The 23,033-nt window shown below is 66.1% G+C and carries 22 protein-coding genes; 14 read left to right on the top strand and 8 right to left on the bottom strand.

The genetic code is table 11. The features are described 5' to 3' along the window. The first annotated feature begins 52 nt into the window (after nucleotides 1-52). From ACFQQD_RS01765 to ACFQQD_RS01725, 9 genes are all read left to right on the top strand, one after another. On the top strand, nucleotides 53-418 hold the full coding sequence (locus ACFQQD_RS01765) for a hypothetical protein (protein WP_378085575.1): 366 nt from the start codon (nucleotides 53-55) through the stop codon (nucleotides 416-418). After that, nucleotides 415-2,007 carry a sodium:solute symporter gene (locus tag ACFQQD_RS01760; RefSeq protein ID WP_378085573.1) on the top strand — a complete coding sequence of 531 codons (1,593 nt, stop codon included), beginning with the start codon at nucleotides 415-417 and terminating at the stop codon, nucleotides 2,005-2,007. Before ACFQQD_RS01765 ends, ACFQQD_RS01760 begins: the two co-directional genes overlap by 4 nt. After that, a complete protein-coding gene (locus ACFQQD_RS01755) occupies nucleotides 2,004-3,398 on the top strand; it encodes a hydantoinase/carbamoylase family amidase (RefSeq protein ID WP_378085570.1) in 1,395 nt (464 codons plus the stop codon). Before ACFQQD_RS01760 ends, ACFQQD_RS01755 begins: the two co-directional genes overlap by 4 nt. Further along, on the top strand, nucleotides 3,395-4,897 hold the full coding sequence (locus tag ACFQQD_RS01750; protein ID WP_378085568.1) for an amidase family protein: 1,503 nt from the start codon (nucleotides 3,395-3,397) through the stop codon (nucleotides 4,895-4,897). Before ACFQQD_RS01755 ends, ACFQQD_RS01750 begins: the two co-directional genes overlap by 4 nt. Next, nucleotides 4,894-5,877, top strand: coding sequence for a phosphotransferase family protein (locus ACFQQD_RS01745; protein ID WP_378085566.1), 984 nt, complete (start codon nucleotides 4,894-4,896; stop codon nucleotides 5,875-5,877). Before ACFQQD_RS01750 ends, ACFQQD_RS01745 begins: the two co-directional genes overlap by 4 nt. A gap of 69 nt (nucleotides 5,878-5,946) precedes the next feature. After that, complete coding sequence (locus ACFQQD_RS01740; protein ID WP_378085564.1) at nucleotides 5,947-6,975, top strand: phosphotransferase; 1,029 nt, start codon at nucleotides 5,947-5,949, stop codon at nucleotides 6,973-6,975. Nucleotides 6,976-7,086: 111 nt separating this feature from the next. Then, nucleotides 7,087-8,424, top strand: a complete 1,338-nt coding sequence (locus ACFQQD_RS01735; protein WP_378085562.1) for an aspartate aminotransferase family protein — start codon at nucleotides 7,087-7,089, stop codon at nucleotides 8,422-8,424. Nucleotides 8,425-8,442: 18 nt separating this feature from the next. Next, nucleotides 8,443-9,204 carry a GntR family transcriptional regulator gene (locus ACFQQD_RS01730; protein WP_378086084.1) on the top strand — a complete coding sequence of 254 codons (762 nt, stop codon included), beginning with the start codon at nucleotides 8,443-8,445 and terminating at the stop codon, nucleotides 9,202-9,204. After that, nucleotides 9,201-9,965, top strand: a complete 765-nt coding sequence (locus ACFQQD_RS01725) for an HAD family hydrolase (protein ID WP_378085560.1) — start codon at nucleotides 9,201-9,203, stop codon at nucleotides 9,963-9,965. The genes ACFQQD_RS01730 and ACFQQD_RS01725 overlap by 4 nt, the downstream gene beginning before the upstream one ends. On the opposite strand, the gene ACFQQD_RS01720 is transcribed toward ACFQQD_RS01725, so the two are convergent. The 5 genes from ACFQQD_RS01720 to ACFQQD_RS01700 form a co-directional block, all read right to left on the bottom strand. After that, on the bottom strand, nucleotides 9,892-10,797 hold the full coding sequence (locus ACFQQD_RS01720; RefSeq protein ID WP_378085558.1) for an ABC transporter ATP-binding protein: 906 nt from the start codon (nucleotides 10,795-10,797) through the stop codon (nucleotides 9,892-9,894). The genes ACFQQD_RS01725 and ACFQQD_RS01720 overlap by 74 nt on opposite strands. Continuing rightward, nucleotides 10,794-11,855 carry a FecCD family ABC transporter permease gene (locus ACFQQD_RS01715; protein ID WP_378085556.1) on the bottom strand — a complete coding sequence of 354 codons (1,062 nt, stop codon included), beginning with the start codon at nucleotides 11,853-11,855 and terminating at the stop codon, nucleotides 10,794-10,796. The genes ACFQQD_RS01720 and ACFQQD_RS01715 overlap by 4 nt, the downstream gene beginning before the upstream one ends. Beyond that, complete coding sequence (locus tag ACFQQD_RS01710; RefSeq protein ID WP_378085554.1) at nucleotides 11,852-12,838, bottom strand: FecCD family ABC transporter permease; 987 nt, start codon at nucleotides 12,836-12,838, stop codon at nucleotides 11,852-11,854. Before ACFQQD_RS01710 ends, ACFQQD_RS01715 begins: the two co-directional genes overlap by 4 nt. After that, complete coding sequence (locus tag ACFQQD_RS01705) at nucleotides 12,835-13,911, bottom strand: iron-siderophore ABC transporter substrate-binding protein (RefSeq protein WP_378085552.1); 1,077 nt, start codon at nucleotides 13,909-13,911, stop codon at nucleotides 12,835-12,837. Before ACFQQD_RS01705 ends, ACFQQD_RS01710 begins: the two co-directional genes overlap by 4 nt. Nucleotides 13,912-14,169: 258 nt before the next feature. Next, nucleotides 14,170-14,973, bottom strand: a complete 804-nt coding sequence (locus ACFQQD_RS01700) for an AraC family transcriptional regulator (RefSeq protein ID WP_378085550.1) — start codon at nucleotides 14,971-14,973, stop codon at nucleotides 14,170-14,172. 311 nt (nucleotides 14,974-15,284) lie between these two features. Between ACFQQD_RS01700 and ACFQQD_RS01695 the strand changes: the two genes are divergently transcribed. Further along, entirely contained in the window at nucleotides 15,285-15,443 is a 159-nt protein-coding gene (locus ACFQQD_RS01695) for a hypothetical protein (RefSeq protein WP_378085548.1), read from the top strand. A 145-nt stretch (nucleotides 15,444-15,588) separates the two neighbouring features. Beyond that, on the top strand, nucleotides 15,589-16,047 hold the full coding sequence (locus ACFQQD_RS01690) for a GNAT family N-acetyltransferase (RefSeq protein WP_378085546.1): 459 nt from the start codon (nucleotides 15,589-15,591) through the stop codon (nucleotides 16,045-16,047). Nucleotides 16,048-16,056: 9 nt separating this feature from the next. Here the strand turns inward: ACFQQD_RS01690 and ACFQQD_RS01685 are convergent, their stop codons facing one another. From ACFQQD_RS01685 to ACFQQD_RS01675, 3 genes are all read right to left on the bottom strand, one after another. Beyond that, complete coding sequence (locus ACFQQD_RS01685; RefSeq protein WP_378085544.1) at nucleotides 16,057-16,620, bottom strand: TetR/AcrR family transcriptional regulator; 564 nt, start codon at nucleotides 16,618-16,620, stop codon at nucleotides 16,057-16,059. Nucleotides 16,621-16,790: 170 nt separating this feature from the next. Continuing rightward, the gene (locus tag ACFQQD_RS01680; protein ID WP_378085542.1) at nucleotides 16,791-18,110 is read right to left on the bottom strand and encodes an aspartate aminotransferase family protein; all 1,320 of its coding nucleotides are present in this window, start codon (nucleotides 18,108-18,110) and stop codon (nucleotides 16,791-16,793) included. Beyond that, nucleotides 18,107-19,168, bottom strand: coding sequence for a phosphotransferase enzyme family protein (locus ACFQQD_RS01675; protein ID WP_378085540.1), 1,062 nt, complete (start codon nucleotides 19,166-19,168; stop codon nucleotides 18,107-18,109). Before ACFQQD_RS01675 ends, ACFQQD_RS01680 begins: the two co-directional genes overlap by 4 nt. Before the next feature lie 331 nt (nucleotides 19,169-19,499). On the opposite strand from ACFQQD_RS01675, the gene ACFQQD_RS01670 reads away from it, so the two are divergent. Genes ACFQQD_RS01670 through ACFQQD_RS01660 form a run of 3 tightly spaced genes read left to right on the top strand, consistent with a single transcriptional unit; the run spans nucleotide 19,500 to nucleotide 23,030 of the window. Beyond that, a complete protein-coding gene (locus ACFQQD_RS01670) occupies nucleotides 19,500-20,291 on the top strand; it encodes an SDR family NAD(P)-dependent oxidoreductase (RefSeq protein WP_378085538.1) in 792 nt (263 codons plus the stop codon). 57 nt (nucleotides 20,292-20,348) lie between these two features. Next, nucleotides 20,349-21,824, top strand: coding sequence for an APC family permease (locus tag ACFQQD_RS01665; protein WP_378085536.1), 1,476 nt, complete (start codon nucleotides 20,349-20,351; stop codon nucleotides 21,822-21,824). 3 nt (nucleotides 21,825-21,827) lie between these two features. After that, nucleotides 21,828-23,030 carry a type III polyketide synthase gene (locus ACFQQD_RS01660; RefSeq protein WP_378085534.1) on the top strand — a complete coding sequence of 401 codons (1,203 nt, stop codon included), beginning with the start codon at nucleotides 21,828-21,830 and terminating at the stop codon, nucleotides 23,028-23,030. The last annotated feature ends 3 nt before the right edge of the window (nucleotides 23,031-23,033 follow it).

Below are 23,033 nucleotides of genomic sequence, written 5' to 3'. Positions count from 1 at the left end.
AACGAAACAGTTGGGAGACTGGAAACAAGTCGACCCGAGTGAGGAACCTTTGATGAGAAATTTCATTAGAATGCTCAACAAGAAAGTCATAAATGGAGTATTTGTTGGCATCTATACCGCCTGCCTACTCTTCGCCGTCTTTCCGCCGTTGTATTTCTGGGCGTCCGGTTCGACCGCCACGGTCCTCTGGATGCCATTCGCGGTGTCCTACTGGGTGATTGACGCGCTAATGGTCAGTCTCAGCCTGTGGGCACTTTATTGGGTGGAGAGCGTACGCGGCGAGCTCGACGAGAGTGAAACTGAGGCGGCACACGGCCCACACGCTGTCCCGGCCGCGGCTGTTGCCACCTCCGGAGCTGGTGCTGCAGCCATGGGTACTACCACCGTGTCTGACACCCTTACGGGGGTGACCCGATGATCATCATTCTCGGTATGCTCGCCGTCTTCTACGCGATCGTGATCTGGGTGCTTTACGCCACTCGGCAGAAGGAGAAGCCTTCCTTCGAGGAATACTCTGTGGGTGGCCGCGCCTATGGGCCGTGGTACGTGGCCATGTGCTACGTGAATTCGTGGTGGCCGGGCACCGTGTTCATCGCATTCTTCGGGATTTCGGCCGGCGCCGGGGTGTTCGGCCTCTACGGGCTGGCCTACTCCACGTTCGGTATCGCCTTGATGTACTTCTTGGCCACTCGGGCCTGGCGCTGGGGCAAGCGCTACGAACTCCGATCTCAGCCGGATCTGCTGGCCCTGCGCTTCTCCTCACCCACCGTGCGAGTGGTGGCCTCAATCATCGGCGTCGTATCGCTCTTCCCCTGGACGGTGCTGGGTATGCAGGCCCTCGGCGAGATCTTCGAAATCGCCTCGGTCGGAGCCTGGTCGGTCGGAACTTGTCTGGTGATCGGCCTGGTCGCCATTGTGGTCCGCCAATACTGGACGGTTCGAATGGGCATGCGTGGCCTGATCATGACCGACATGTTCCAGGGGCTGGTCGCCTACGCCGGGGCGGCGGCCGTCTGCCTGGTGCTTCTCTCGGGTCTCGCAGGCGGCCCTATCAGCTTCGCCGCTCTGGCCCAGGTGCCCGCGGAGATCTTAAACGTTCCCGGTGACGGTGATGACTACGGCCCGTGGTACCTGTTCTCGCTCATCTTCACCGGTGTGCTCGGTTCCATGTGCTGGCCGACCAGCTTCCAACGGATCTACACCGCCTCGTCTGTCCGTTCGGTGAAGTCAGGGACGTTGATGACGTTGCTGATCTCCGGCGTGTTCTACACCCTGCTCATGCTCGTCGGAATCGCCGCGACCTCCTGGGACGTAGTGGCCTCGGACCCTCAGGCCGGTTGGTTCACACTGACGAACGAGTACGGCGGCACGTGGCTGCTCGGTCTGGGCGTCACCATGGTTTTCGCTGCATCCATGGGGCACGTTGACGCCTCGGTCCAGGTCTCCGGCCTGCAAGTGGCCAATGACATCGTGCAATCCGAAAAACGTCCCCTGACCGATAAGCAACTCATGATCATCTCCAAAGGGTCGATGGTCGTGTACATGATCTTGGCAGCGGCCATCGCCTACATGACCTTCGGAATGGAACGGTTGCAGCTGCTGAGTCAGATGGCCTACCAGGGCATCGTCCAGCTGGCCGTGCCGCTCTTCCTCGGGATCTTCCTGAAGTTCGGCTCCAAGGCCGGTGCGGTGACCGGCATGATCGCCGGCTTCGTCACGGCTGTGGGCCTCACGCTGTTCTGGCCGGACGACATCCTGGCGCTTGGATCGCTGACCGGCGGCATGGTCGCCCTCGGCGTGAACTTGCTGTGCTACATCGTGTTCTCACTGATCTTCCCAGCATCAGAGCAGGCCAAGGCCCGCGTGGACGAACTGTTCGACGTGGCCTCGCGACCCGCGGTGACGTCCGTGGTCGAGGACGCCGAAGAGATCCTGGACGAAGCCCAGCCCGAAGCCCCATCCGACACCCGGCCCGAGGCCCCCATCACCCAGAGAGGCCAGCAATGACCCTTGCAAGCCAGCAGACCACCGATCACGGGGTCACCGGCCCTGGACCGGTGATGCCGGGTACGGCCGAAGCGAAAGCATTCCTGGAGGACTTCGGGATCTTGTCTTCCTTCGGCGCTACCGACGCCGGTGGTGTTCACCGTCCGGCCGCAACCACCTCGCACACGGACAGCCGCATGTGGCTGATCGGCCGACTGCGGGAATTCGGGCTGGAGGTGATCGTCGATGGAGTCGGCAATGTGTACGGTACGGCCACAGTCATTCCCGGCGCGCCCTACGTGCTGATCGGCTCCCACACGGATTCCCAACCCACGTCCGGCAGGTTCGACGGCGCCTACGGCGTGCTCGCCGCCGCCCATGCTGTCGCCCATGTGTCAGCCCGGGTGCAGGAGGGCTCATTGTCCCCGACGGTGAACTTGGCCGTGGTCGACTGGTTCAACGAGGAGGGTGCACGGTTCCAGCCGTCCATCATGGGCTCGACGACCTTCACCGGTGCCCGCGACGCTGCCTCGACACTGGACGTGAACGATGTTCAGGGGACGTCTGTGCGCCAGGCGCTGACCGACTCCGGTTTTCTCGGTGACGACGAACCACCGGAATGCTGCGGCTATGCGGAGATCCACATCGAACAGGGGCGGATCCTCGAGTGTGAAGGGCTGCAGATCGGCGTCGTCACCGGCGGCTGGACCGCGACCAAGATGACCGTCGAGGTCATCGGAGCGCAAGGGCACACTGGTGCCACGGACATGTCGGATCGTCATGACGCACTGGTCGGTGCGGCTCGAGTGGTCTTGGCCGCTCGAGCCATCGCCGACCGTCACGCGCACCGTGCCGATCGGGCGAAGGTGTTCACGGCCGTGGCCCGTCTCCTGCTGGAGCCCGAGTCTCCCGGGGTGATCGCCTCGAAGGCCACCGTATCCGTGGACCTGCGATCGGACAGCCCGGAGCTCGTTCCGGTTGTCGCTGAGGAGTTCCATCGATCGCTGACGGAGATCGCCGCTGACGGTGAAGTCGATCTCCGGGTTCACAGCGAGTACTTGAGGGCGGGGGCCACCTATGCACCGGTGGGAATCGAGGTCGCCGAACAGGTTGCCGACGAACTGCGGCTGTCTCACCGCAGGATGCTCACCCGTGCCGGACACGACTCAGTGCCCCTGAGCGAGGTGGTACCGACCGTTATGCTCTTCGTTCCCTCGGTGGAAGGCGTATCCCACCATGAGGCCGAGTACACCCACGACGATGACCTATTGCGCGGTCTGTCGGTGCTGCGGGGGGTCGCCGAGCGGATGGTCTGTGGTGCGGTCATCGATGCCGACCGGCCACATCGTTCGCCTCTGATGTCGAGCCCGGAGCGCCGGGCGAGCGGGAAAGGGGCGGTGACGGCCCGATGACAGCAACAACCGAACCCACCGGCGTACACCGCGACGAAGGCAGCGCGCACGTATGGACCATCGCTGAACTCCGCGACGCGTTCGCTGCCGGAACCACGTCGCCCTCTCGCGTCCTCGCAGAGACGTACGCGCAGATCGATCGCGTGAACGGCTACATCAACGCTGTGGTCTTCGTCGACCACGAGGTAGCCGACGCGTCGGCGGCAGCCGCCGATGCTCGATGGGCGGCCGGAACTCCCATCTCACCGCTGGACGGTATGCCGATCACCATCAAGGACTCCATACCCGCAGCGGGCATGCCGTGGCGCCATGGCACGGCCGCACACGACGGCGAACCGGACCTGACCGAGGATGCCCCACCGGTGGCCCGACTCCGGGAGGCGGGAGCGGTGATCGTCGGCAAGACGGCCATGCCGGATCTCGGCCTGTCCGCCTCCGGGGTTTCGTCTCTTTATGGAATCGTGCGCAATCCCTGGGACACCTCCCAGAACACCGGCGGTTCTTCGGCCGGTGCGGGCGCCTCGATCGCGGCGGGCGTGGGCGTCGGTGCGGTGGGCACGGACATCGCTGGTTCCGTCCGGCTGCCGGCGGGGCACAACGGGATCGTCGCGCTGAAACCGACTCAGGGTCGTGTCGGTCATGCTCCCTCGTCTGTGATGCGGTCGGCCGGGCCCATGACGAGGACTGTCGCCGAGGCCATGGAGATGTACCGGGTCCTGGCCAAACCGGATCCCCGTGACTCCTGGGGGCTCCCGGCGGAGATCTCCGATGAAATGGACGAGCCTGTCCAGGTCGATCATCTGCGGGTGGGCCTCTTGACGGACTTGGGCGACGGTGCCTTCGGATCCGACGTCGATTTGGAAGTGCTGGCTGCCGTCGACCGGTGCGCTGACGTTCTCAGATCAGGCGGCGCCGTCGTCGAGCACGTGCCTCCTCCGTTTGCGATCTCCTCGCGGCACTTTGCCGGGGGCGACCCGTATCCGACGCTGGACCGCGTTTATGCGGTGCGAGCTCGAGTGGAGATCGAACAGGTCGGCGCCGACCGGGCGGCTCTGATCGATCCGCGGATGACCGCCTGGGCCGAACGCGTGGCCGGGAGACTCACCGCCTCCGACTACAGCCGAGATCTGACGGAGATCCACGCGACTCAGCGGCACTTCACCGAACAGCTGGATCGTTATGACATGGTACTCAGCCCCATCATTCCGGCGGTGGGGTTCCCGGCGGAGCGAGTGGGGCTGGACGAGTCGGTTCCCTTGGCACATTGTGCGTTCACTGCCTGGTTCGCCATCAACAACCAGCCCGCGCTCAGCCTCTGCTACGGCATGTCAGCCAGTGGAATGCCGATCGGAGTGCAACTCGCCGGCAAACGGTTCACCGACCAGGACGTCCTGCGCTTGGGCCTGTATCTCGAGCAGAACCGACCGTTCGAGATGGCCTGGCCGACCACGCCGCGTGTCCGTCACACCACCACCATCACTACCGGAGGAGCACAATGACAACGACCGCCCCCAGCATCTTGACGCCGGCGTCGACGGCCGAAGTGCAGCAGATCCTTGACGCGATCCTGCCGACAGGTTTGCGACCGTGCGATGAGGTGGAGATGGAACCCGCCACGCCGACCTTCGCGAGTCCGTCCTGGTGGGGTGCGGATTCCCAGCGGTATCTCCTCCATGGAACAGACGGGCGCGAGGCCTTTGTCAAAGTGATGGTGCCGTCCGCGGTACGCTTCACCGACGTCGCCTCCGTCTTCTCCACCGCTGCACATGCTGCGGCCGCCGGCATCAGCCCCGCGGTGATCGCTGCCGATCCCGCCAGCGGAGTGCTGGTCACGTCGACCGTGGTCGGCCATACCGCGACGCTCGGAGACTTCCGCACCCCAGAACAACTGGAGCCGCTGGCAGAGCTTCGCCGACGAGTCCGCGAACTGCCGGCCATGGGCCGCACCGTGACGGTGTTCGAGGACTTGCGCACGTTGCGTGCCGAAGCTGAGCATCTCGGGGCTACCGTGCCCAGCGATCTGGACCACCTGATGCGACGGGCTGGCCAGGTCGAGGCTGCCGTACTGGCCTCGGGATACGACGTGGTGCCCTGTCACGGAGACGGCAACCTGTCCAATGTGCTCATTGATGAGGTCGGTCGATTGTCGCTCGTCGACTGGGACGTCGCCACCAACACCGATCCGCTGTTCGACGTCGGCACGCTGCTGGCCGAACTCACTGGCCCGTCGTGGAGCATGACGTCCCTCGAATCGTACGAGACGTTCGAGCAGCTGTGGGGTTCCTACGACCGTTCAGCCCACGCTCGCGCCACGGCATACGGTCCCGTGGATTCTTTGCGATGGGCGCTCCTGGGCAGCTGCTACGACGCTCTGGAGCCTGGAACCCAGGAGTACATCAAGTTCGCGGACTGGCAGTACCTCCGTGCTCGCATCGCCCTCGGTGCTGCCGAGCTGGACGACCTGATGCACCTCATCTGAGGTAACGCCTGCTCTCACCTCGCGACCTTTCCGAAACAGCACCTCCTTCGACCTATCTAGGAGTCCACGATGACCATTACCACCCCGGGTACTCGAAAGACAGGCAACCGAACGCCCATCACTTCGGCGGCCGTCCAAGCCGTGCTCGACCATGCCCAAGTCCGCGTCGTCGGCCAGGCCCGGACCGCCGCCGAACTGCGTGCCGAGGAGATTCTCGGCGCCGTCGAGATGTGGCGGGACCGCACCCTGTGGTACTGCCCCGTCACTGGCGGGTTGCAGAACAGCAATTGGCAGATCGCTGTTGAAGGTGATCCAGTCACCTATTTCCTCAAGGTGCCCGGCATGGGTACGGAAGAGTATGTCGATCGAGCCTTGACCAACGTGGTCGGGCGGACGGCGGGGGAACTCGGTGTCGGCCCCCGGAGTATCTACCACGATGCTGACAGCGGCGCCGAGATCATCGAGTTCCTCGAAGGCTACCGTGCCTGCACCACCGGAGACATGAAGGACCCTGCCATCGTCTCTCAGGCCATCGGCCTGTACCGGACCCTGCACGCGTCCCCGCCCATAGGTACCCGGAAAACCATCTTCGACATGATCGACGAACACGTCGAACAAGTCGATCAGTTCGACGTTCCGCTGCCCTCAATTGCCACCACCGTGCATGCTGAAGCCTGGGCCGCCCGGGCGGCGATAGAGGCATCCGGCCTGGACTTCGTGCTCTGCCAGAACGATCCGATGCCCGGCAACTTTCTACTCAGTGACGGCAGGCCGCTGAAGATGGTCGACTACGAGTTCGGCGGGGACAACGACCGGTGTTCAGAACTCGGGCTCTTCGCCCAGGAGATGTTCTTCGACGACGAACGAGTCAACGCTCTCGTCGAGGAGTACTTCGGCACGGCCGACAGATCCCTGGTGGCCCGTGTCCACGTCAACATGGCCCTGGCGGACACCAAATGGGGCACGTGGGGCTGCCTCTACGCGAAGCTTCAGAACAACTGGGATTACGACTATCACAAGTACGGCGTCTGGAAGCTCTCACGGGCCCGCGCAAAGATGGCCGATCCTCGCTGGGGGACGTGGCTCTCCCTCGTCTGACCCGTTCTTCGCATCATTTCGAGCACCTCGAATCCCTCTACCAGTGAATCCGCAACTTACCCCGCAGGCCAGAAAGTAGGGACCATTTCAGTGACAATGCTCTCCAGCATCATGGACGCCAATTCGTTCCGCGCCGATCAGCCCGGCTCGAATCTCGAGTCGACCACCCTCGACATGACTCGTCGCCGCGAGGACCTGCTCGGTCCCGCGTACCGCCTCTTCTACTCCAACCCGGTTCACTTGGTGCGGGGCGAAGGAACCGATGTCTGGGACGCTGACGGAAACCGGTATCTCGACGTCTACAACAACGTCGTCTCCCTGGGCCACTGTCACCCGGCCGTCGTCGAGGCCGTGCATCAGCAGATGCAGACGCTGAACACGCACACGCGCTACTTGCACGGAGCGATTCTCGATTACGCTGCGGACTTCCTCGCCACGATGCCGGCACCATCCCCAGGTCGCACTGGCATCGGCAACATCATGTTCCAGTGCACCGGCTCGGAGGCGAACGACCTGGCCCTCCGCGTGGCACGTGCGGCCACAGGGCATAGTGGGGTGATCGTGACATCGGAGGCGTACCACGGGGCGACCGAACTCACCGCGCTTGTCTCGCCGTCACTGGGTTCCGGGGTGGTGATCGGTGATGTCGTACGACTGGTCGATGCTCCGGACTTCTACCGTGAGGGTCCAGGCGCCGGGGCACGATTCGCCGCGGACGTGAAAGCGGCCATCACCGACTTGCAGTCCACCGAGTACGGCTTCTCGGCGTTGCTCATCGACTCGATCTTCTCGTCCGACGGCGTCCACTCCGGACCTTCTGGTTTCCTTCACGAGACCATCGAGGCCGTCCATGAATCCGGTGGACTGTTCATCGCCGACGAGGTGCAGCCCGGCTTCGGGCGCACTGGCGAGGCCTTCTGGGGATTCGCCCGGCACACCGCCGATGCGGACATCGTCACCACGGGCAAACCGATGGGCAACGGCATACCGGTCGCCGCGATGGCGGCCCGTCCGGACGTGCTGGCGGCCTTTGCCGCAAAGTTCCCGTACTTCAACACCTTCGGTGGCAACCCCGTCTCGATCGCGGCAGCGCAAGCGGTGCTGACGACCATCCGGGAAGACCGGTTGCAGGAGCATGCTCTAAAGGTCGGCACACTTGTGCGCGACGAGTTGCTGACTCTTGCGGACCGGCACGAGAAAGTGGGGGACGTCCGGGGCAGCGGTCTGTTCATCGGGCTCGAGCTCGTCGTCGACCGAGCCTCGCGAACCCCTGACCGGGAGTTCGCTCTGCGAGTGATCGATGAGATGCGAGAACGACACGTCCTGACGTCCGTCGCCGGGCCCGGGGGAAATGTGCTGAAATTGCGTCCCACACTCGCCTTCCAGGAAAGCGACATCGATCGCCTGGTGGGGACACTCGACGATGTCCTGACCGCCTTGAGGCCTTGAAAGCACGGGGAGGACGCCATCAGCGTTGATGTCTACACTCGGATGCTGATGCTGCTGCGGGAGGGCGAGTTCCGGGCAACAGAACGGATCGGCGACGAACGTCAACTGGCGCTCAAGCTCGGGGTGACCCGTAACGCGATGCGCCAGGTGCTCGTCCAGCTGGAGGCTGAGGGACGCATCCGGCGCAAGATCGGCCGGGGTGGGGGAGTGTTCGCCGCGGACCAGAAGATCGAGAGGCAGGTCAATACCTCTCAGTCCGTCCCAGATTTTCTGCGTCAGCAGGGGTTTACCGTGTCGACCGAGGTGATCAGCGCCCACCTGGGTACGGCGTCACCGGCCGAATCCCGCGCCCTCGAATTGTTCGCCGTGCCGGACGATGAGGGGCATGTCTTCCGCGTCACCCGCGCTCGCTGCGCCAACGGGGAGCCGTGGTCGGTCGAAACCTCGATCATGCCGGCCCGCAGGTTCCCCGGACTTCTCCGACAGCCCCTGGAAACGTCGCTGTATCACGTGTTCGACGAGGTCTACGGTCTGCGCCCCGAGGCGTCTGACGAGACGATTGAAGTCGTCCCGTCGGGTGCGGAGCACGCACAGTACATGGGCATTGCCGAGGGTGATCCCGTGTTCAAAGTCATCCGCGTCTGCCGGGCACGCTTCGGAACGCCGATCGAGTTTGCCGTGGATTACTTCCGCGCCGACCGCACCCGCGTCCATACCCGCAAACTCGGGTATGTCGCCCCGAATCGCAGTGCCGAGATGAAAGCAGGGTCGCTGGGATGAAGGTCGACTCGACCACTGACCCGACCACCGACCTCAGCACCGTCCAGTCGTCCACGGTGCTCTCGCGACCGGCGGCGCTCTTGTGCGATATGGACGGAACTCTCGTGGACACCGAGCCGGCGTGGTCGCGTGCCGTGGGGGACGTCGTTCGTGCCCACGGGCTGTCCTGGACGGTGAAGGACGACTTGGACATCGTGGGGTGGCCGATCCCCCGCTTGGTGCAGACGGTGCAGGAGCGCGGTGTGGACCTGCCGGCCGAGGAGATCGTCAGTCGTCTGCATGAGACCCTGGCCGCCGTCATCGCCGACCATGTGCCGTGGCGAGACGGCGCCGTGGAATTGATCGCCACGGCCAGGCGCGCGGGCGTGCCGGTCGCGCTGGTCACCGCCACCTATGCGGCCGGGACGACAGCACTGCGCCGGGACCTCGCGCAACGGATGGCAGAACGGGACTTCGACGCCGTCGTCACCGGTGACACGGTTCGCCAGCAGAAACCTCACCCGGAGAGCTACCAACGTGCCGCAGGGCTGTTGAAGGTCCGGCCGGAGGACTGCATCGCCATCGAGGATTCGGCCACCGGAATTGGTGCAGCGATCGCTGCGGGTGCCCACACCTTCGGAGTTCAGCCCAATACTCAGTTACCCACTGGGCTGGCGAATCACCCGAGACTGCGCCGAGTCACCGCTCTCAGCGAGGTTGCGGCCCAGTTCGGTGCCGCCCCACCGGGACCACCATGGGCACCCCCGAGACCGGATCGGTGATGATCCGGCTGCGCAGTCCGAAGACGTCGTACACGCACTGCTCGGTGAGCACGACGTCGGCCGGTCCGGACGCGTAGACACCGCCGACTTCCAGCGCCACCAGGCGGTCCGAGTACCGGGCCGCCAGGTTCAGGTCGTGCAGCACCATGACGATGGTGGTGCCGCGGTCGTGATTGAGGTCGGCGAGCAGATCCAGTACCTCGATCTGGTGGCTGACATCCAGGAACGTGGTGGGTTCGTCGAGCAGTAGCACGTCGGTCTGCTGCGCCAGCACCATCGCGATCCACACGCGCTGACGCTGTCCGCCGGAGAGCTCGTCCACGGGGCGGTCGGCCAACTCCGCGGTGTCCGTGGCGTCCAGCGCGTCGGCGACCGCCGCATCGTCGGCCGCACTCCACGCCCGGAACAGCCGCTGGTGCGGATGCCGCCCGCGCCCGACCAGGTCGGAGACCGTGATGCCGTCCGGGGACAAGGGCGATTGGGGCAACAGTCCCAGTACGCGGGCCAGCTCCTTCGAGGGCAGCGAGTGCACGGAACGCCCGTCGAGCAGTACCTGGCCGCCCATCGGCGTGAGCAGCCGGGACAGGGTCCGCAGGAGCGTCGACTTGCCGGAGGCGTTGGCTCCGACGATCGAGGTCACCGTGCCCGGCTCGATCTGGATGTCCAGGCCGGTCAGGACGTGCCGGTCTCCGTAGCCGACGTCGAGTGCCTCGGCCCGCAGATCGCGCTCGCGGGCCCGCGCCGGTGCTGCGTTCGCTTGTCCGGTCCCGGTCCCGGTCCCGTTCCTGGTCCCGGTCTCGTTTCCGTTCCCGGCGTCGATGCTCGTGGTCATGGTGTTCCTCCGGAACGGTGTTGACGGACGATGAGATACAAGAGGAAGGGCGCTCCGAGCACGCCGGTGACCACGCCGACCGGGAAGCGGGTGCCCGTGGCGTGCTGGCCGACCAGGTCGGCGACCAGCACCAGCAGCGCGCCCACCAGGGCGGCGGGGATCAGGACCGACCCGTTCGGACCGAGGAGCCGGGCGGCGATCGGACCGGACAGGAAGGCGACGAACGCGATCGGTCCGGCGGCCGCCGTCGCGAACGCCACCAGTCCCACCGCGGCGATGACCACGAGCAGGCGGGTCCGGCCGACGCTGACGCCGAGCCCGGCGGCGGTGTCATCCCCGAGCTGCAGGGCACCGAGGTTCGTGCTCTGTCCGATGAGGACGGGGGCCAACGCGACCAACGCCACCAGAGTCGGCAGCACTTGTTCCCAACCGCCGCCATTGAGGGAACCGGTCAGCCAGCGCAGAGCCTCCTGCAGGTCCCAAGAGCCGGCCCGAGACAGCAGATAATTCGTCAGCGAGGTCAGGATGGCGGCGATCCCGATGCCGACCAGGATCAGTCGGGTGCCGGCCACGCCACCGCGATAGGACAGCAGGTAGATCAGCAGGGCCACCCCGAGTCCGGCGACGATGGCGAACGCGGAACGCACCGGGCCGTCCAGGCCGAGCACGATGATCGCGAAGGCCGCGGCCGCCGAGGCGCCACTGCTGATCCCGATGATGTCCGGGCTGGCCAAGGGGTTGCGCAGCATCGTCTGGAACGCGGCACCGCCGAAGCCGAAGCACGCGCCGGCCACCACCGCCAGCAGGGCACGCGGCAGTCGCAGTGTTCCGACGGTGAACGAGGCCCCGTCCACGTCCTGGCCGAGCAACACCCCGAGCACATCGGCCGGCGGGTACACGGTCCGGCCGAGGATCAGGGACAAGGCGAAGACGGTCACCACCAGGACTGTCAGGATGCCGATCACCCACGCCCGACGTCGGCGCCGCCGGTGACGCGATCCGGTTACCGTGGCCTGGGTCTGGGAGCTCAGGGTCGGGCGTGAAGTCAGGGCCGTCACAGTTCACGCACCTTCCGCTGGCGGACGATGTGGATGAAGAACGGGGCCCCGACGATCGCGGTGAGGATGCCGACGTCGAGCTCGGAGGGCCGGGCCAGAATCCGGCCCAGCACGTCAGAAGCGAGCAGCAGCGCCGCCCCGCCCACGGCGGAGTAGGGGATGAGCCAGCGGTGGTCCGGCCCGGCCAGCAGTCGGCACGCGTGGGGGACCACGAGTCCCACGAAGCCGATGGGACCGGCGACGGCGGTGGCGGCGCCGGCCAGCAGCACCGAGGACAGCGCCGCCAGGGACCGAGCCACCATGACGCGTTCACCGAGGCCGGCGGCGAGGTCGTCGCCCAGGGCCAGCGAGTTGAGACTGCGGGCGCTCAACAGGCTCAGCAGCAGACCGGCGGCCAGAAACGGCGCCACCAGTGCGGTGTTGTCCCAGGAGGCCCCGCCCACGCCACCGATCTGCCACGAACGGATGGAGGCGGAGATGTCACCACGGGGCAGAGCCACGGCCGTGATGAAGGACGTGGCGACGGCGGTCAACGCCGCCCCCGCGAGGGCGAGCTTCAGGGGGGACGCCCCGCCACGGCCGCTCGAGGCGATGGCATAGACCAGCACGGAGGTCACCGCGGCGCCGAGAATGGCCATCCAGATCATGCTCTGGGCCTCGAACAGTCCGAACCAGGCCATGCCGACCACCACGGACAGGGACGCCCCCATATTGACGCCGAGGATGCCGGGGTCGGCCAGCGGATTGCGGGTGACGCCCTGCATCACGGCTCCGGCGACACCCAGGGCGGCCCCCACCACCAGCGCCAGCACCGTGCGCGGAAGGCGTTTCACGACGGCGGCGTGGTCGAGCGAGGCGACCTGCCCACCGAGCGCTTCCATCACCTGGGGCCAGGCCACCGTGCGCGAGCCGATGGCGACGGAAGCCGCGCTGAGCAGCACGAGGACGATCGCCCCGGCCAGCAGCCAGGAAGCACGCCTCACTCTGACTTGGCGGCGGCCTCGGCCAGCAGATCCACGTAGTCCTCCAAGACGTAGGGAATCGCCAGCGGCGTCGGGTTGGCGGCCGTGCCCAGCGGACCGGTGCCATCGAGGGAGATGACGGCCCCGTTTTCCACCGCCGGCATCCGGGACAGCAGCGGGTCGGCCTCCAGGGTGTCGACGAGGCTCTGATCACCGTAGGTCACCACGACCTCGACGTCATCGAACATGTCGACCTGCTCGGCCGAGACGGTGCCGGAGAAGGCCTCGGTCTCCGCCGAGGCGTCCTGCACGGACTGGGCGACGGTCATGCCGAGGTCCTCGAAGAACATCGTCCGGGTGTCATGGGCGGTGTAGAAGTTCACCTCGGACAGGTCGGAGGTGTCCACGTGGGTCAGGAACATCGCCGAGGCGTCCTTCAACTCGGGATGCTCTGCGGCCTCGTCCTCGATCTGGCCCTCGAGGTCCTCGATCAGGGCGTCACCCTCGCTGGCCATGCCCATGCCCTGACTGTTGAGCCGGATCATGTCCCGCCAGTCGGTGCCCCAGGCCGTCTCCGGGAAGGCGACGACCGGGGCGATCTCGGAGAGGGTGTCGTAGTCCTGCTGCGTCAGCCCCGAGTACGCGGCGAGAATGACGTCCGGATCCGTGTCCGCCACGGCCTCGAAGTCGATGCCGTCCGTCTCATCGAACAGCACAGGGGTCTCCGCGCCGAGGTCCTCGAGTTCATCCTCGACCCACGGCAGCACGCCGTTGCCGTCGTCGTCACCGAAGTTGGCGGCGGCCATGCCCACCGGCACCACGCCGAGGGCGAGGGGAACCTCTTGGTTGGCCCAGTTGACGGTGGCCACCCGCTCCGGCTTCTCCTCGATGGTGGTGGTGCCGAAGGCGTGCTCGATCGTGATCGGGAACTGCTGTTCGGCGCCCGAGGAAGAGGATGAGGACGACGACGAAGACGAGCCTGACGCGGAGTCGTTGGCGCCGGGGGCGGTCGAACCAGTGCTGCCGCACGCGGTCAGGGCGAGGGCGAGGCCGGCGATAGCCGCCGTGGCGGCCAAGGGGCGGGGGGAACGCACGATGTGACTCCACTCAGTCGGGGTGATGATGCGGGTGTAGTGATGCGGGTGTGTGATGGTGGCGTAGTGATGGGTGACGAGATCAGGTAAGCCTTGCCTAAATAATGTAGACAGCCGTGACGTAATGAGCAATCGCGACAAACGGCAGGGTTCACTCGCGTTTCGGACACGCGCGATCTGTGGTGGTGCTGCGGGCAGTGCTGGGGGAGTCGCTGGTGGCGGTGCTGGAGAAGGGCTGGCGCCGGTGGGGTGACCGATTCAGCGGCGCAGGCTGGACGGCGTCGTGCCGGTGTGCCGTCGGAACGCGGCTCCGAAGGCGCTCGGGCTGCGGTAGCCCATCGCGGCGGCGATGTCTTCCAGTGATTCGCCGTCGGCCAGCAGCGAGGTGGCGCGCTGGATCCGGACGGCTCCGACCCAGCGCGTGAAGCCCAGGCCCGTTTCCGCCCGGAAGGCTCGAGTGATGGTGCGCTCGCTGACCGTCAGTTCCCGTGCCCAGTCGCCGAGGGTGCGCGGGTCGGCGGGGTTCTGGAGCAGGGCGTCGGCGATCGGACGCAGCAACGGGGTGGCCGGTTCGTGGATGAGGAACTGGTGCGGGGCGGGGGAGAGGACGTCAAGCACCATGGCCTCTGTGAGACGGCGGGACGTCGGCGCGAGGTTCTGATCGCTGAGACGGTTCAGCAATTCGCGCAGCAGCCCCGTGATGCGCACGGACGACGGCTCGTCCGGCGGCTGGGGAGCGGTGGTGGTGCTGAGGGAGTCGAGCGAGAAGTAGGTGGCGCGATAGACCGTTCCGGCCGGCGCCTCGGCGGTGTGAACGGTTCCGGCCGGGAGCCAGAGCCCGATCGTCGGGGTGACCGTCCACGTTCGGGGACCGACGCGCAGGGTGGAGGAGCCGACGTCGTTCCAGAGCAGTTCATGGACCGGATGAGAGTGCTCCGACCAACGGGTGGCCGTCTCGAGCGCCTCGCCGATGCCCACGCTGGTGAAGTCCACGGAGACCGAGCCGGCCGCCTGCAACGGCATGCGACGGTAGGGACCGGTGGGATCGGTGGAGAGAGCCACAGCATGAGCCTACGCCCGCCCCTCAAGACCACTTTGCGGGCAGAACGAACCGGTTCGTTCTGCCCGCAATACGTCGAGCAGTTGTCGACTGGGGCGAATAAGCAGCCGTCAGAGTGGACGGTGAGCCGCGTAGCGTGGGCGCATGCGAGAGATCCCCACTGTTCACGCTGAGCCGCGAAACGTCATCGATTCGCCCGTTTACCGTGTGAACTTCTGGCAGCGGCCAGCGCCTGGATGGGCATGGAGCCTCGATGCCCATGCCCTGGCGGAGGTTGAGTCCGTCACCGAGGTGCTCGAGTGGGTGGACTCACATGCCCGTGGACGCCGCGTTGAGGTTTGCCGAGATGGACGAAGAACCGGAAAGGTCTTTCCAGACACCGCGCCAGGCAGGGCTAGTCCGCCTGCTGGGCAGTGATCCCAACGCGGAGGGATCCGTCACCTCCGAGATCATCGCCGTTCCAGAAGGGTGACGCTCCAGAGGGCCGGCGCTCCAGAAGGCCGGCGCTCACCTTAGACCTTGACGCGTTCCAGGGTCTCGGGGGCGAAGAGCTCCTCAGCCGTGTGCCCCGTCCACCTGTCCGCATTGGTGTCCGCATGGATCCGTAGTCTCAGGATATGACTTCACTACTTCGGCTCGAGATGGTTACCCCGGAGAACGTTGATGCTGCGTGTCAACTGACGGTGCACCCTGAGCAGGAAGGTGTTGTCGCGCCGGTCGTCCAGTCCTTGGCTGATGCCTACGCCTACGGTGAGAGCGCGTGGCCTCGATTGATCTTCGATGGTGATCAGCTGGTCGGGTTTGTGATGGGTGGTTTTGATCCGGACAGTCCACTCGACGCGTTCCGGTGCGGCATTTGGCGGCTGAACATCGCGGCAGACCAGCAGGGACGAGGTTACGGTCGGTTCGCCGTGGAGGCTGTGTGCGCTGAGGCCCGCCGCCGAAAGCAGCAGCGGGTCACGGTGATGTGGGTGCAGCATGAGAACGGGCCTGAAGACTTCTACCTGCGACTCGGATTCCGCCCGACTGGAGAGAAGATTCAGGAGCAGGTGGTCGGCGACCTGATGCTGGCATAATCGCGAGGCCTAGGCCAGGTTGGCGCCCAGCGCTTCCAGGAGTTGGCGAAAGGCTGTGAGCCGGCGAGGCGCAATGGCGGGTTCGCGGGAAGCGTCGATGCCCGCCTCGCGGATCGCACCGACGAGCATGGCGGCAATGGACTCCACATCGAGCCCGGCGTGGACGTGACCGTCGGTTTGAGCCTGCTGTAGTTCTGCCGTGATGGCGTCCAGTGAGGTCTGTGAGCCGATGCCGCGCCGTCTCATGCCGACCATCTGTGGCCCGGAGATGTTGTAGAACAACCCGATCTCACGTTGGGCGGCGAGGTCCAGCATGGCCTGCAGATAGGCGCAGACACGATCGATCCACGTGCTGGCGTGAGACCGGTAGCCCTCCGCGGTCTTGACCACGGTGCGTCCCACCGCCTGATAGGCCTCGGCGAGGAGTTCCGGTCGCCCGTCCGGAAAATGGGCATAGAGCGTGCCCCGGGAAGTCCCCGCGTGGTGGGTGATGCGCACCACGGTGGCGTTCTCCAGCCCGACGGCGCTGATGACGTCCAGGGTCGCCTGGATGAGGTCATGGCGCGTGCGCATCTGCTGACGCTCGCGCAACGACACGGGACGCGGCGGCTGCTCCTCCGCGCCACCCGTCGCGCCCGTCGTGCCCGGAGCGTCACCCGTCGCGCTTGCCGTACCCGGTGCACTCGTCACACCCGGTGGTCGAGGTGACGCCGAGTTCTGGTTGGTCGTCGCTCGGGCTGGGCTCATCCGGTTCGCTCGGTCACGTCCGACTCGGCCAGCAAAGCGCCGTCCAGCGCGGTGATGATCTGATCCAGCTCGCCCTGCTCGATCACCAGCGGCGGACGAATCTTGAGCACATGCTCGTGGGGCCCGATCCTGCTGATCAGAATGCCCTGGTCCACGAGCGCCTCGACGATGCGCTTGGCCAGTGCTGGGTCCGGTTGTCCCTGATCGTCGATCAACGACAGCCCGAAGAACAATCCCCGTCCCTTGGCGGCTGCCGCCTGCGGATGCCGGTCCACCAGCTCCTGAAGACGCTGGGCGACGTGCCGCCCCAAGTCCCCGGAGCGGGCCACGAGATCCCGGTCGCGGACCTCGGCCAGCACGGCACGGCCGGCGGCCGCGGAGGCCGGGGTGCCGGCGAAGGTGTTGAAGTACATGTTGGCGCTGCTGAAGTCATCCATGAGCTCGTGCGTGGTCACCACGCCACCGACGGGATAGCCGTTGCCGAGCGGCTTGCCCAAGGTGACCAGATCGGGAGCGATCCCGGTGGCCTGATGTCCCCACCAGTGATCCCCGAGCCGGCCCAATCCTGCTTGGACCTCATCCGAGATCACCAAACCCCCGGCGGTTCGGACTCGCTCGGTCACCCCCGCCAGATACTGCTCCGGCAGCCGTGGCAGTCCCTCCGTGGAGAACGACGGGTCGAACAGCAGAGCCGACACACCGTGCCCGGAATCCCGCAGTGAGGCAATGGCGGCGTCGACGCCGGCCAGGGCCTTGGCGAGAAGGTCCTCCGGGGTGGTGCCGGCCGAATCATCCAGGTCGGGAACCGAGATGGTCCGGACGTGCTCACCGAAGGGCTCGGAGACCTCCAGTCCCGTGGTGAGGGCCGCAAGAGAGATGGTGTTGCCGTGGTAACTGTGGTCCGTGACGATGATCCCGTCCCGGCCGGTGTGATGACGCGCAATGCGCAAGGCCAAGTCGTTGGACTCGGAGCCACTGTTGGTGAAGTACACCCGATCCAAACGGTCATCGAAAGTGGCCAGCAACTGCTCCGCGTAGTCCACCACGTGCTCGCTGAGATACCGGGTGTGCACGTTGTAGGTGGACATTTGGGCGTACACCGCCTCGGCCACCCGCGGGTTCGAGTGCCCCACCTGGGGAACATTGTTGTACCCGTCGAGGTAGCGCCGGCCCTCGACGTCGGTCAGCCAGACGCCGTCGCCGGAGACGAAGTGCCGGGGCCGGTTGTAGAACAAGGGGGAGTACGGACCGATGGTCTGTCCTCGCCGCTCCAGCAAGCGCCGGTCCTGTGGTGTCATCTCGGAGTTCTCGGTCATCGTGACAGCTCACTTTCTGTGTCTTCTGTGGCGTCGTCTGTTGTGTCTTGGGTCTCGTCGGGTTGCGCGTCCACGAAAGCGCGACAGTTCTGCACGAGCACCGGCAGTACCTCTGCGCGCAGGAATGCACTGGTCTCGTCATTGGGCCGGTCGGCCGCCCACCCCAAGTACGTCAGCCCCCGAGCCAGGACGAGCGCCTCCAGCATGTGGTGGCCCTGCTGAGGTATCCGCAGATGCCGCTCGTACCCCTGCAGTAGAGCCGAGCGATACTCCTCCGCGCGTGGATGGCGCTGATACCAGAACAGTACGGTGGCCAGGTCGAAGAGCCACCAGCCCTCACCGAAGTCGTCGAAGTCGATCATCGTCAGGCCGCGGGGAGAGATGAGGACGTTGTCCGGGGTGAAGTCGGCGTGGATGACGCCGTAGACCTCCGGGGAGGTTCCCACGCGCTGCAGTTGTTCGCGGATCACCGCCAGCGCCGTGTCGATCGCCTTCCGGTCGTCTGCCGACTGCGCCAGACGCCGAGGGTCTCCCCACAGGGGCTGTTCCCCGACGAGGCCATCCAGGTCCCAGGCCCGGCGAGAATAGCCCGGGATCCGACCCAACCGGGCCGAGGCCTGTTGGAACCTGCCGCACAGATCGCCCAATTGCTCGAAGTGCTCCGGCTCCGGGCTCTCACCGCCCAGCCACGCTGCTCCGGCGTCTCCCAATGGAGCCGAATCAGTCACCCACCGCTGCACGTCCACGTGATAGCTCCGGCCTTCGCTGTCCGCCACCGAGGTGAACAGGTCGCCGGAGACGGTCCGCATCACCTCGGAGACCGGTAGGCCTTCCGCGCGCATCGCCTCCATAAAGGCGTTCTCCGTGTGCACCTCTGCATCGGTGCGGTGACCACGACGGTGGATACGCAGGGCGTAGGCACCAGAGCCATCTTCGGCGCGGAACACCACATTCTCCCTGTGTTTCACGAACTCGATCTGAGCCTGAGCCTCCAGCCCGAAGGCGGGCAGCGACTGCAGCGCCAGGTAGAGCGCCACGTCCCGCGAGATTTCAGCCATCGGATCCCTTTCATCCTCGAGCCGCGTGGGCTCCTCGTATTGCACTGCAGCTGTGCTGCGTCGCACTTCACCGCGCTGCCCGGCAGTGCACTGGACTGCGCCCAAGACTGGCATTGACCGCGTGGGCTCCGGAACTGTGATCCATTAACTAGAACGCGAGTCTAGTCACCGGACCGCCATCTCAATTCCGCACGGACTGTGAGTACTCTCACTGGAACTTCGGCTGCCGGAGGCCGGACGCGTGCATCCGGACGGACCCGGACCAATCCAGTCGACCCCAGGGCAACCCAGCCCAACCCCAACGAACCCCAACGAACCCAGAGGAGAGGACATGGAGAGCGAACTCGATTCTGGACTCGGTCTGCCGCGGCGAGTTGTCATCACCGGTGGCTCCTCGGGGATCGGCCTGGCCACGGCGCGGTTGTTCCTCTCCCACGGGGCCAACGTCGGGATCATCGGCCGGGACAGCGGGAGACTGCACGCAGCGGCCACCGAACTGGCGCAGCAGGCCCCGCAGGACGGCCAGGACAGGGTCTTCGAGGCCCAGGCCGACGTCGGGAATGACGACGAGATCGGCCCCGCGATCGACGCGCTGGCTGGCCAACTCGGCGGTATCGACGCGGTGATCACCGCGGCCGGCATCGAGGGTGAGATGGGGGCAGCGGTCCCCGAGGTGACGGCGCCGTCCTTCCGCGAGGTCCTGGGCGTGAACGTGGTCGGCAGCTTCCTGGCCATCCAGCAGGCCCTGCCGCACCTGCACGAGTCGGCGCACGGCAGCGCGGTGATCGTCGGCTCGGATTCGGGCTTCGTTTCCGTGCCGGGCATGCTCGCCTACAACGCCGCCAAGGGAGCGCTCGTGCAGCTCACACGGGCCCTGGCCGTGGAACTGTTCGAGACCCACGGTGTCCGGGTGAACAGCGTCTGTCCGTCCATTGTGGACACCCCGATGGCCCGGCGTGGGTTGGGTGTGGAGTCCTTCGAGGACGAGCCCTACCCCGTCCAAGACCCCGCCGACATCGCGTGGTCCGTCGCCTATCTGACCTCCAGCCGATCCCGCGCCATCAACGGCGTCAACCTGCTGTCCGACTTCGGATACACCGGCAAATCCTCCTTCCCGGCCTAACGCCGGCCCTGACAACTCGCCTGAAAACAGCCCCGAAAACAGAAAAGACCAACCACCATGAGTTTGCACACCTCCTCTGATGACTCTCTGTCCAAGGACTCCCTCGGGGTCTTCGGGATCGCCTTCCTGGTCCTGGCAGCGGTCGCCCCGCTGACGGGCATCATCGTCGTCACCGCCATCGGCATCGCCCTGGGCAACGGTGGCGGCATGGTCGCCTCGTTCCTCGCGGTGACCGTGATTCTGCTGCTGTTCGGCACCGGCTACGCACGCATGTCCCGTGAACTGGTCAACGCCGGCGGCTTCTATGCCTTCGTGCTGCGCGGCCTGGGCCGGCCGGCTGCCCTGGTCACCGGGCTGGTGGCCATGATCGGATACAACTTCTTCGTGGCCGGCGCGGTCGGCACCATCGGGTTCTTCGCGCAATCCGTCATCGCCGACCTCACGGGACTGGACCTGCACTGGTACCTGTGGTCCCTGATCTGTGTGGTGGCGGCATTCCTCTTGAGCCGCCAGGGCATCGAGTTCAGCGCGCGGATCCTGGGGATCGCTCTGGTCTGCGAAGTCGCGATCCTGTTGATCTTCGATGTGGCGGTCCTGATCACCACCGGCTTCACCTTCCAGGTCTTCAACCCCGAGATCATGCTGACCGGGGCCGTGGGCATCGGCTTCCTCTTCGCCGCCAACGCCTTCGTCGGAGTGGAGGCCACCGGGCTGTTCAGCGAAGAGGCGCGCGATCCCCGGCGCACCATCCCCCGAGCCACCTTCGTGGCCATCGGCTTCATCGGTGCCTTCGCCGCCTTCACCACGTGGGCGATCGTCAGCGCCACCGGCGCCGCGCAGGCTCAGCAGACCGCGTTGGAGCATCTCGACGCCGGCGACCTCGTCTTCGCCCTGTCCAGCCAGTATCTCGGCGGACCGTTGACCACCGTGATGATGGTCCTCCTGCTGATCAGCCTCTTCGCGGCCCTGATGGCCCTGCACAACTCGGCGACTCGCTACATCTACTCCCTGAGCCGGGCCAGCATCCTGCCGCGCCGCCTGAGCCGAACCCGCGCCAGCGGCGTGCCGCAGGCAGCGTCGATGGCCCAGTTCATCTTCGCCACCATCGTCGCGGGGCTGTTCGCCCTGGCCGGGTTGGACCCGATCACCTCACTGGTGCCGAGCATGACCGGTTTCGGCACGCTGGGCATCATCACCCTGCAGCTGTTGGCGGCGCTGGCGATCGTGGTGCACTTCCGCCGTAGTCGGGACTCGCGCTGGTTCTCGACCTTGGTCGCGCCCGGGCTGGGATTCCTCGGTCTGGCCGTGATCGTGGTGCTGGCCATCGTCAACTTCCCCGTGCTCGCCGGCTCGGAGGCCCCGGTGATCACCGCATTGCCGCTGCTGCTGTTGGCCGCGCTGGTGGGCGGTTTGCTGTGGGCCGTCTATCTGCGGAACAAGCGCCCCGAGGTCTATGCCGGGCTCAATCACGACCTGGAGCGATTCGACGAGACGGAGACCGTTGTGCCCGCAGGCGCCAGCACCCCACAATGAGGCATGCTCGCGCTACTGAGATCGCTGCACACCGCCGTTCCCTCCACCGTGCTGTATCAGGATCAGGTCCGTGACGTGCTGGCCGCCCAGCCGGGGCTCAACCGGCTCGGCACCCGGCTGGTGAACGCCAGTTTCAATGCCTCGGGCATCGAACGGCGCCACACCGTGGTGGAGGAATGGCGCGACGGCGGCCGGGGCGCCCGGGCGAGCGGCGGCGAAAACACCGCCGGCGGCGAGAGCACCGGCGGCGTGAACACAGCCGACGACGCCGGCACCGGCACCTTCTTCGACCCGGAGACCGGGCACATCCTCAACCCCAGCACCGGAACGCGCAACGCGGTCTTCACGGAGCACGCCACGGACCTCTACGTCGAGGCGGCCGAGGGGGCATTGGCCGCGTGCCCCGATCTGGCCCCGGAAGATGTCACGCACGTGATCACCGTCTCCTGCACCGGGTTCTACTCGCCGGGCCCGGACTATCAGCTGGTCCGTCGGCTCGGACTGCCCGCCACCGCCAAGCGCGCGCACTTCGGATTCATGGGCTGTTACGCCGCCATCCCGGCCCTGCGCGAGGCGGCGGCGATCTGCGAGGCGGATCCGGCCGCCGTCGTGTTGGTGGTCAGCGCCGAGCTGTGCACGGTGCACGTGCGCGTGGGCAATGATCACGACACCATTGTCGGCTCGTCCTTGTTCTCGGACGGCGCCGGGGCGGCGGTGGTGACGGGCGCTCAGCACTCAGAGGCCTCCACGGGGCCAGCCCTGCAGCTGGACAACTTCGCCACGGTGCTGACGCCGGTGGGGGAGGAAGCGATGGCGTGGAACATCGGCGATCACGGTTTCGAGATGATCCTGGGCACCTATGTCCCACACATCATCGACGACCACATCACCGGCGCCTTGGAACCCCTGCTGGCGCCCGAACCCGAACTCGCCGCGCGACCTTATGCGGAGCTGGAGCACTGGGCCATCCACCCGGGCGGACGCAGCATCCTGGACAAGGTCGAGGCCCGGCTCGAGCTCACCGAGGCGCAATTGGCACCGGCCCGGAACACTCTGCGGGACTACGGGAACATGTCCAGCGCCACGGTGCTCTTCGTGTTGAAGCAGATTCTGGAGGGGCCGGGGCACGACGGCGACCGGGTCTGCGCGATGGCTTTCGGTCCAGGACTGACCGTGGAATCGGCCCTGATGACGCGCCGAGGATAAAGC

The sequence above is a fragment of the Citricoccus sp. GCM10030269 genome, from assembly GCF_042665635.1.
Lineage (GTDB): Bacteria > Actinomycetota > Actinomycetes > Actinomycetales > Micrococcaceae > Citricoccus.
Note: the sequence above shows the minus strand (reverse complement) of the source record. Positions and strands in the feature narration are given on the sequence as shown.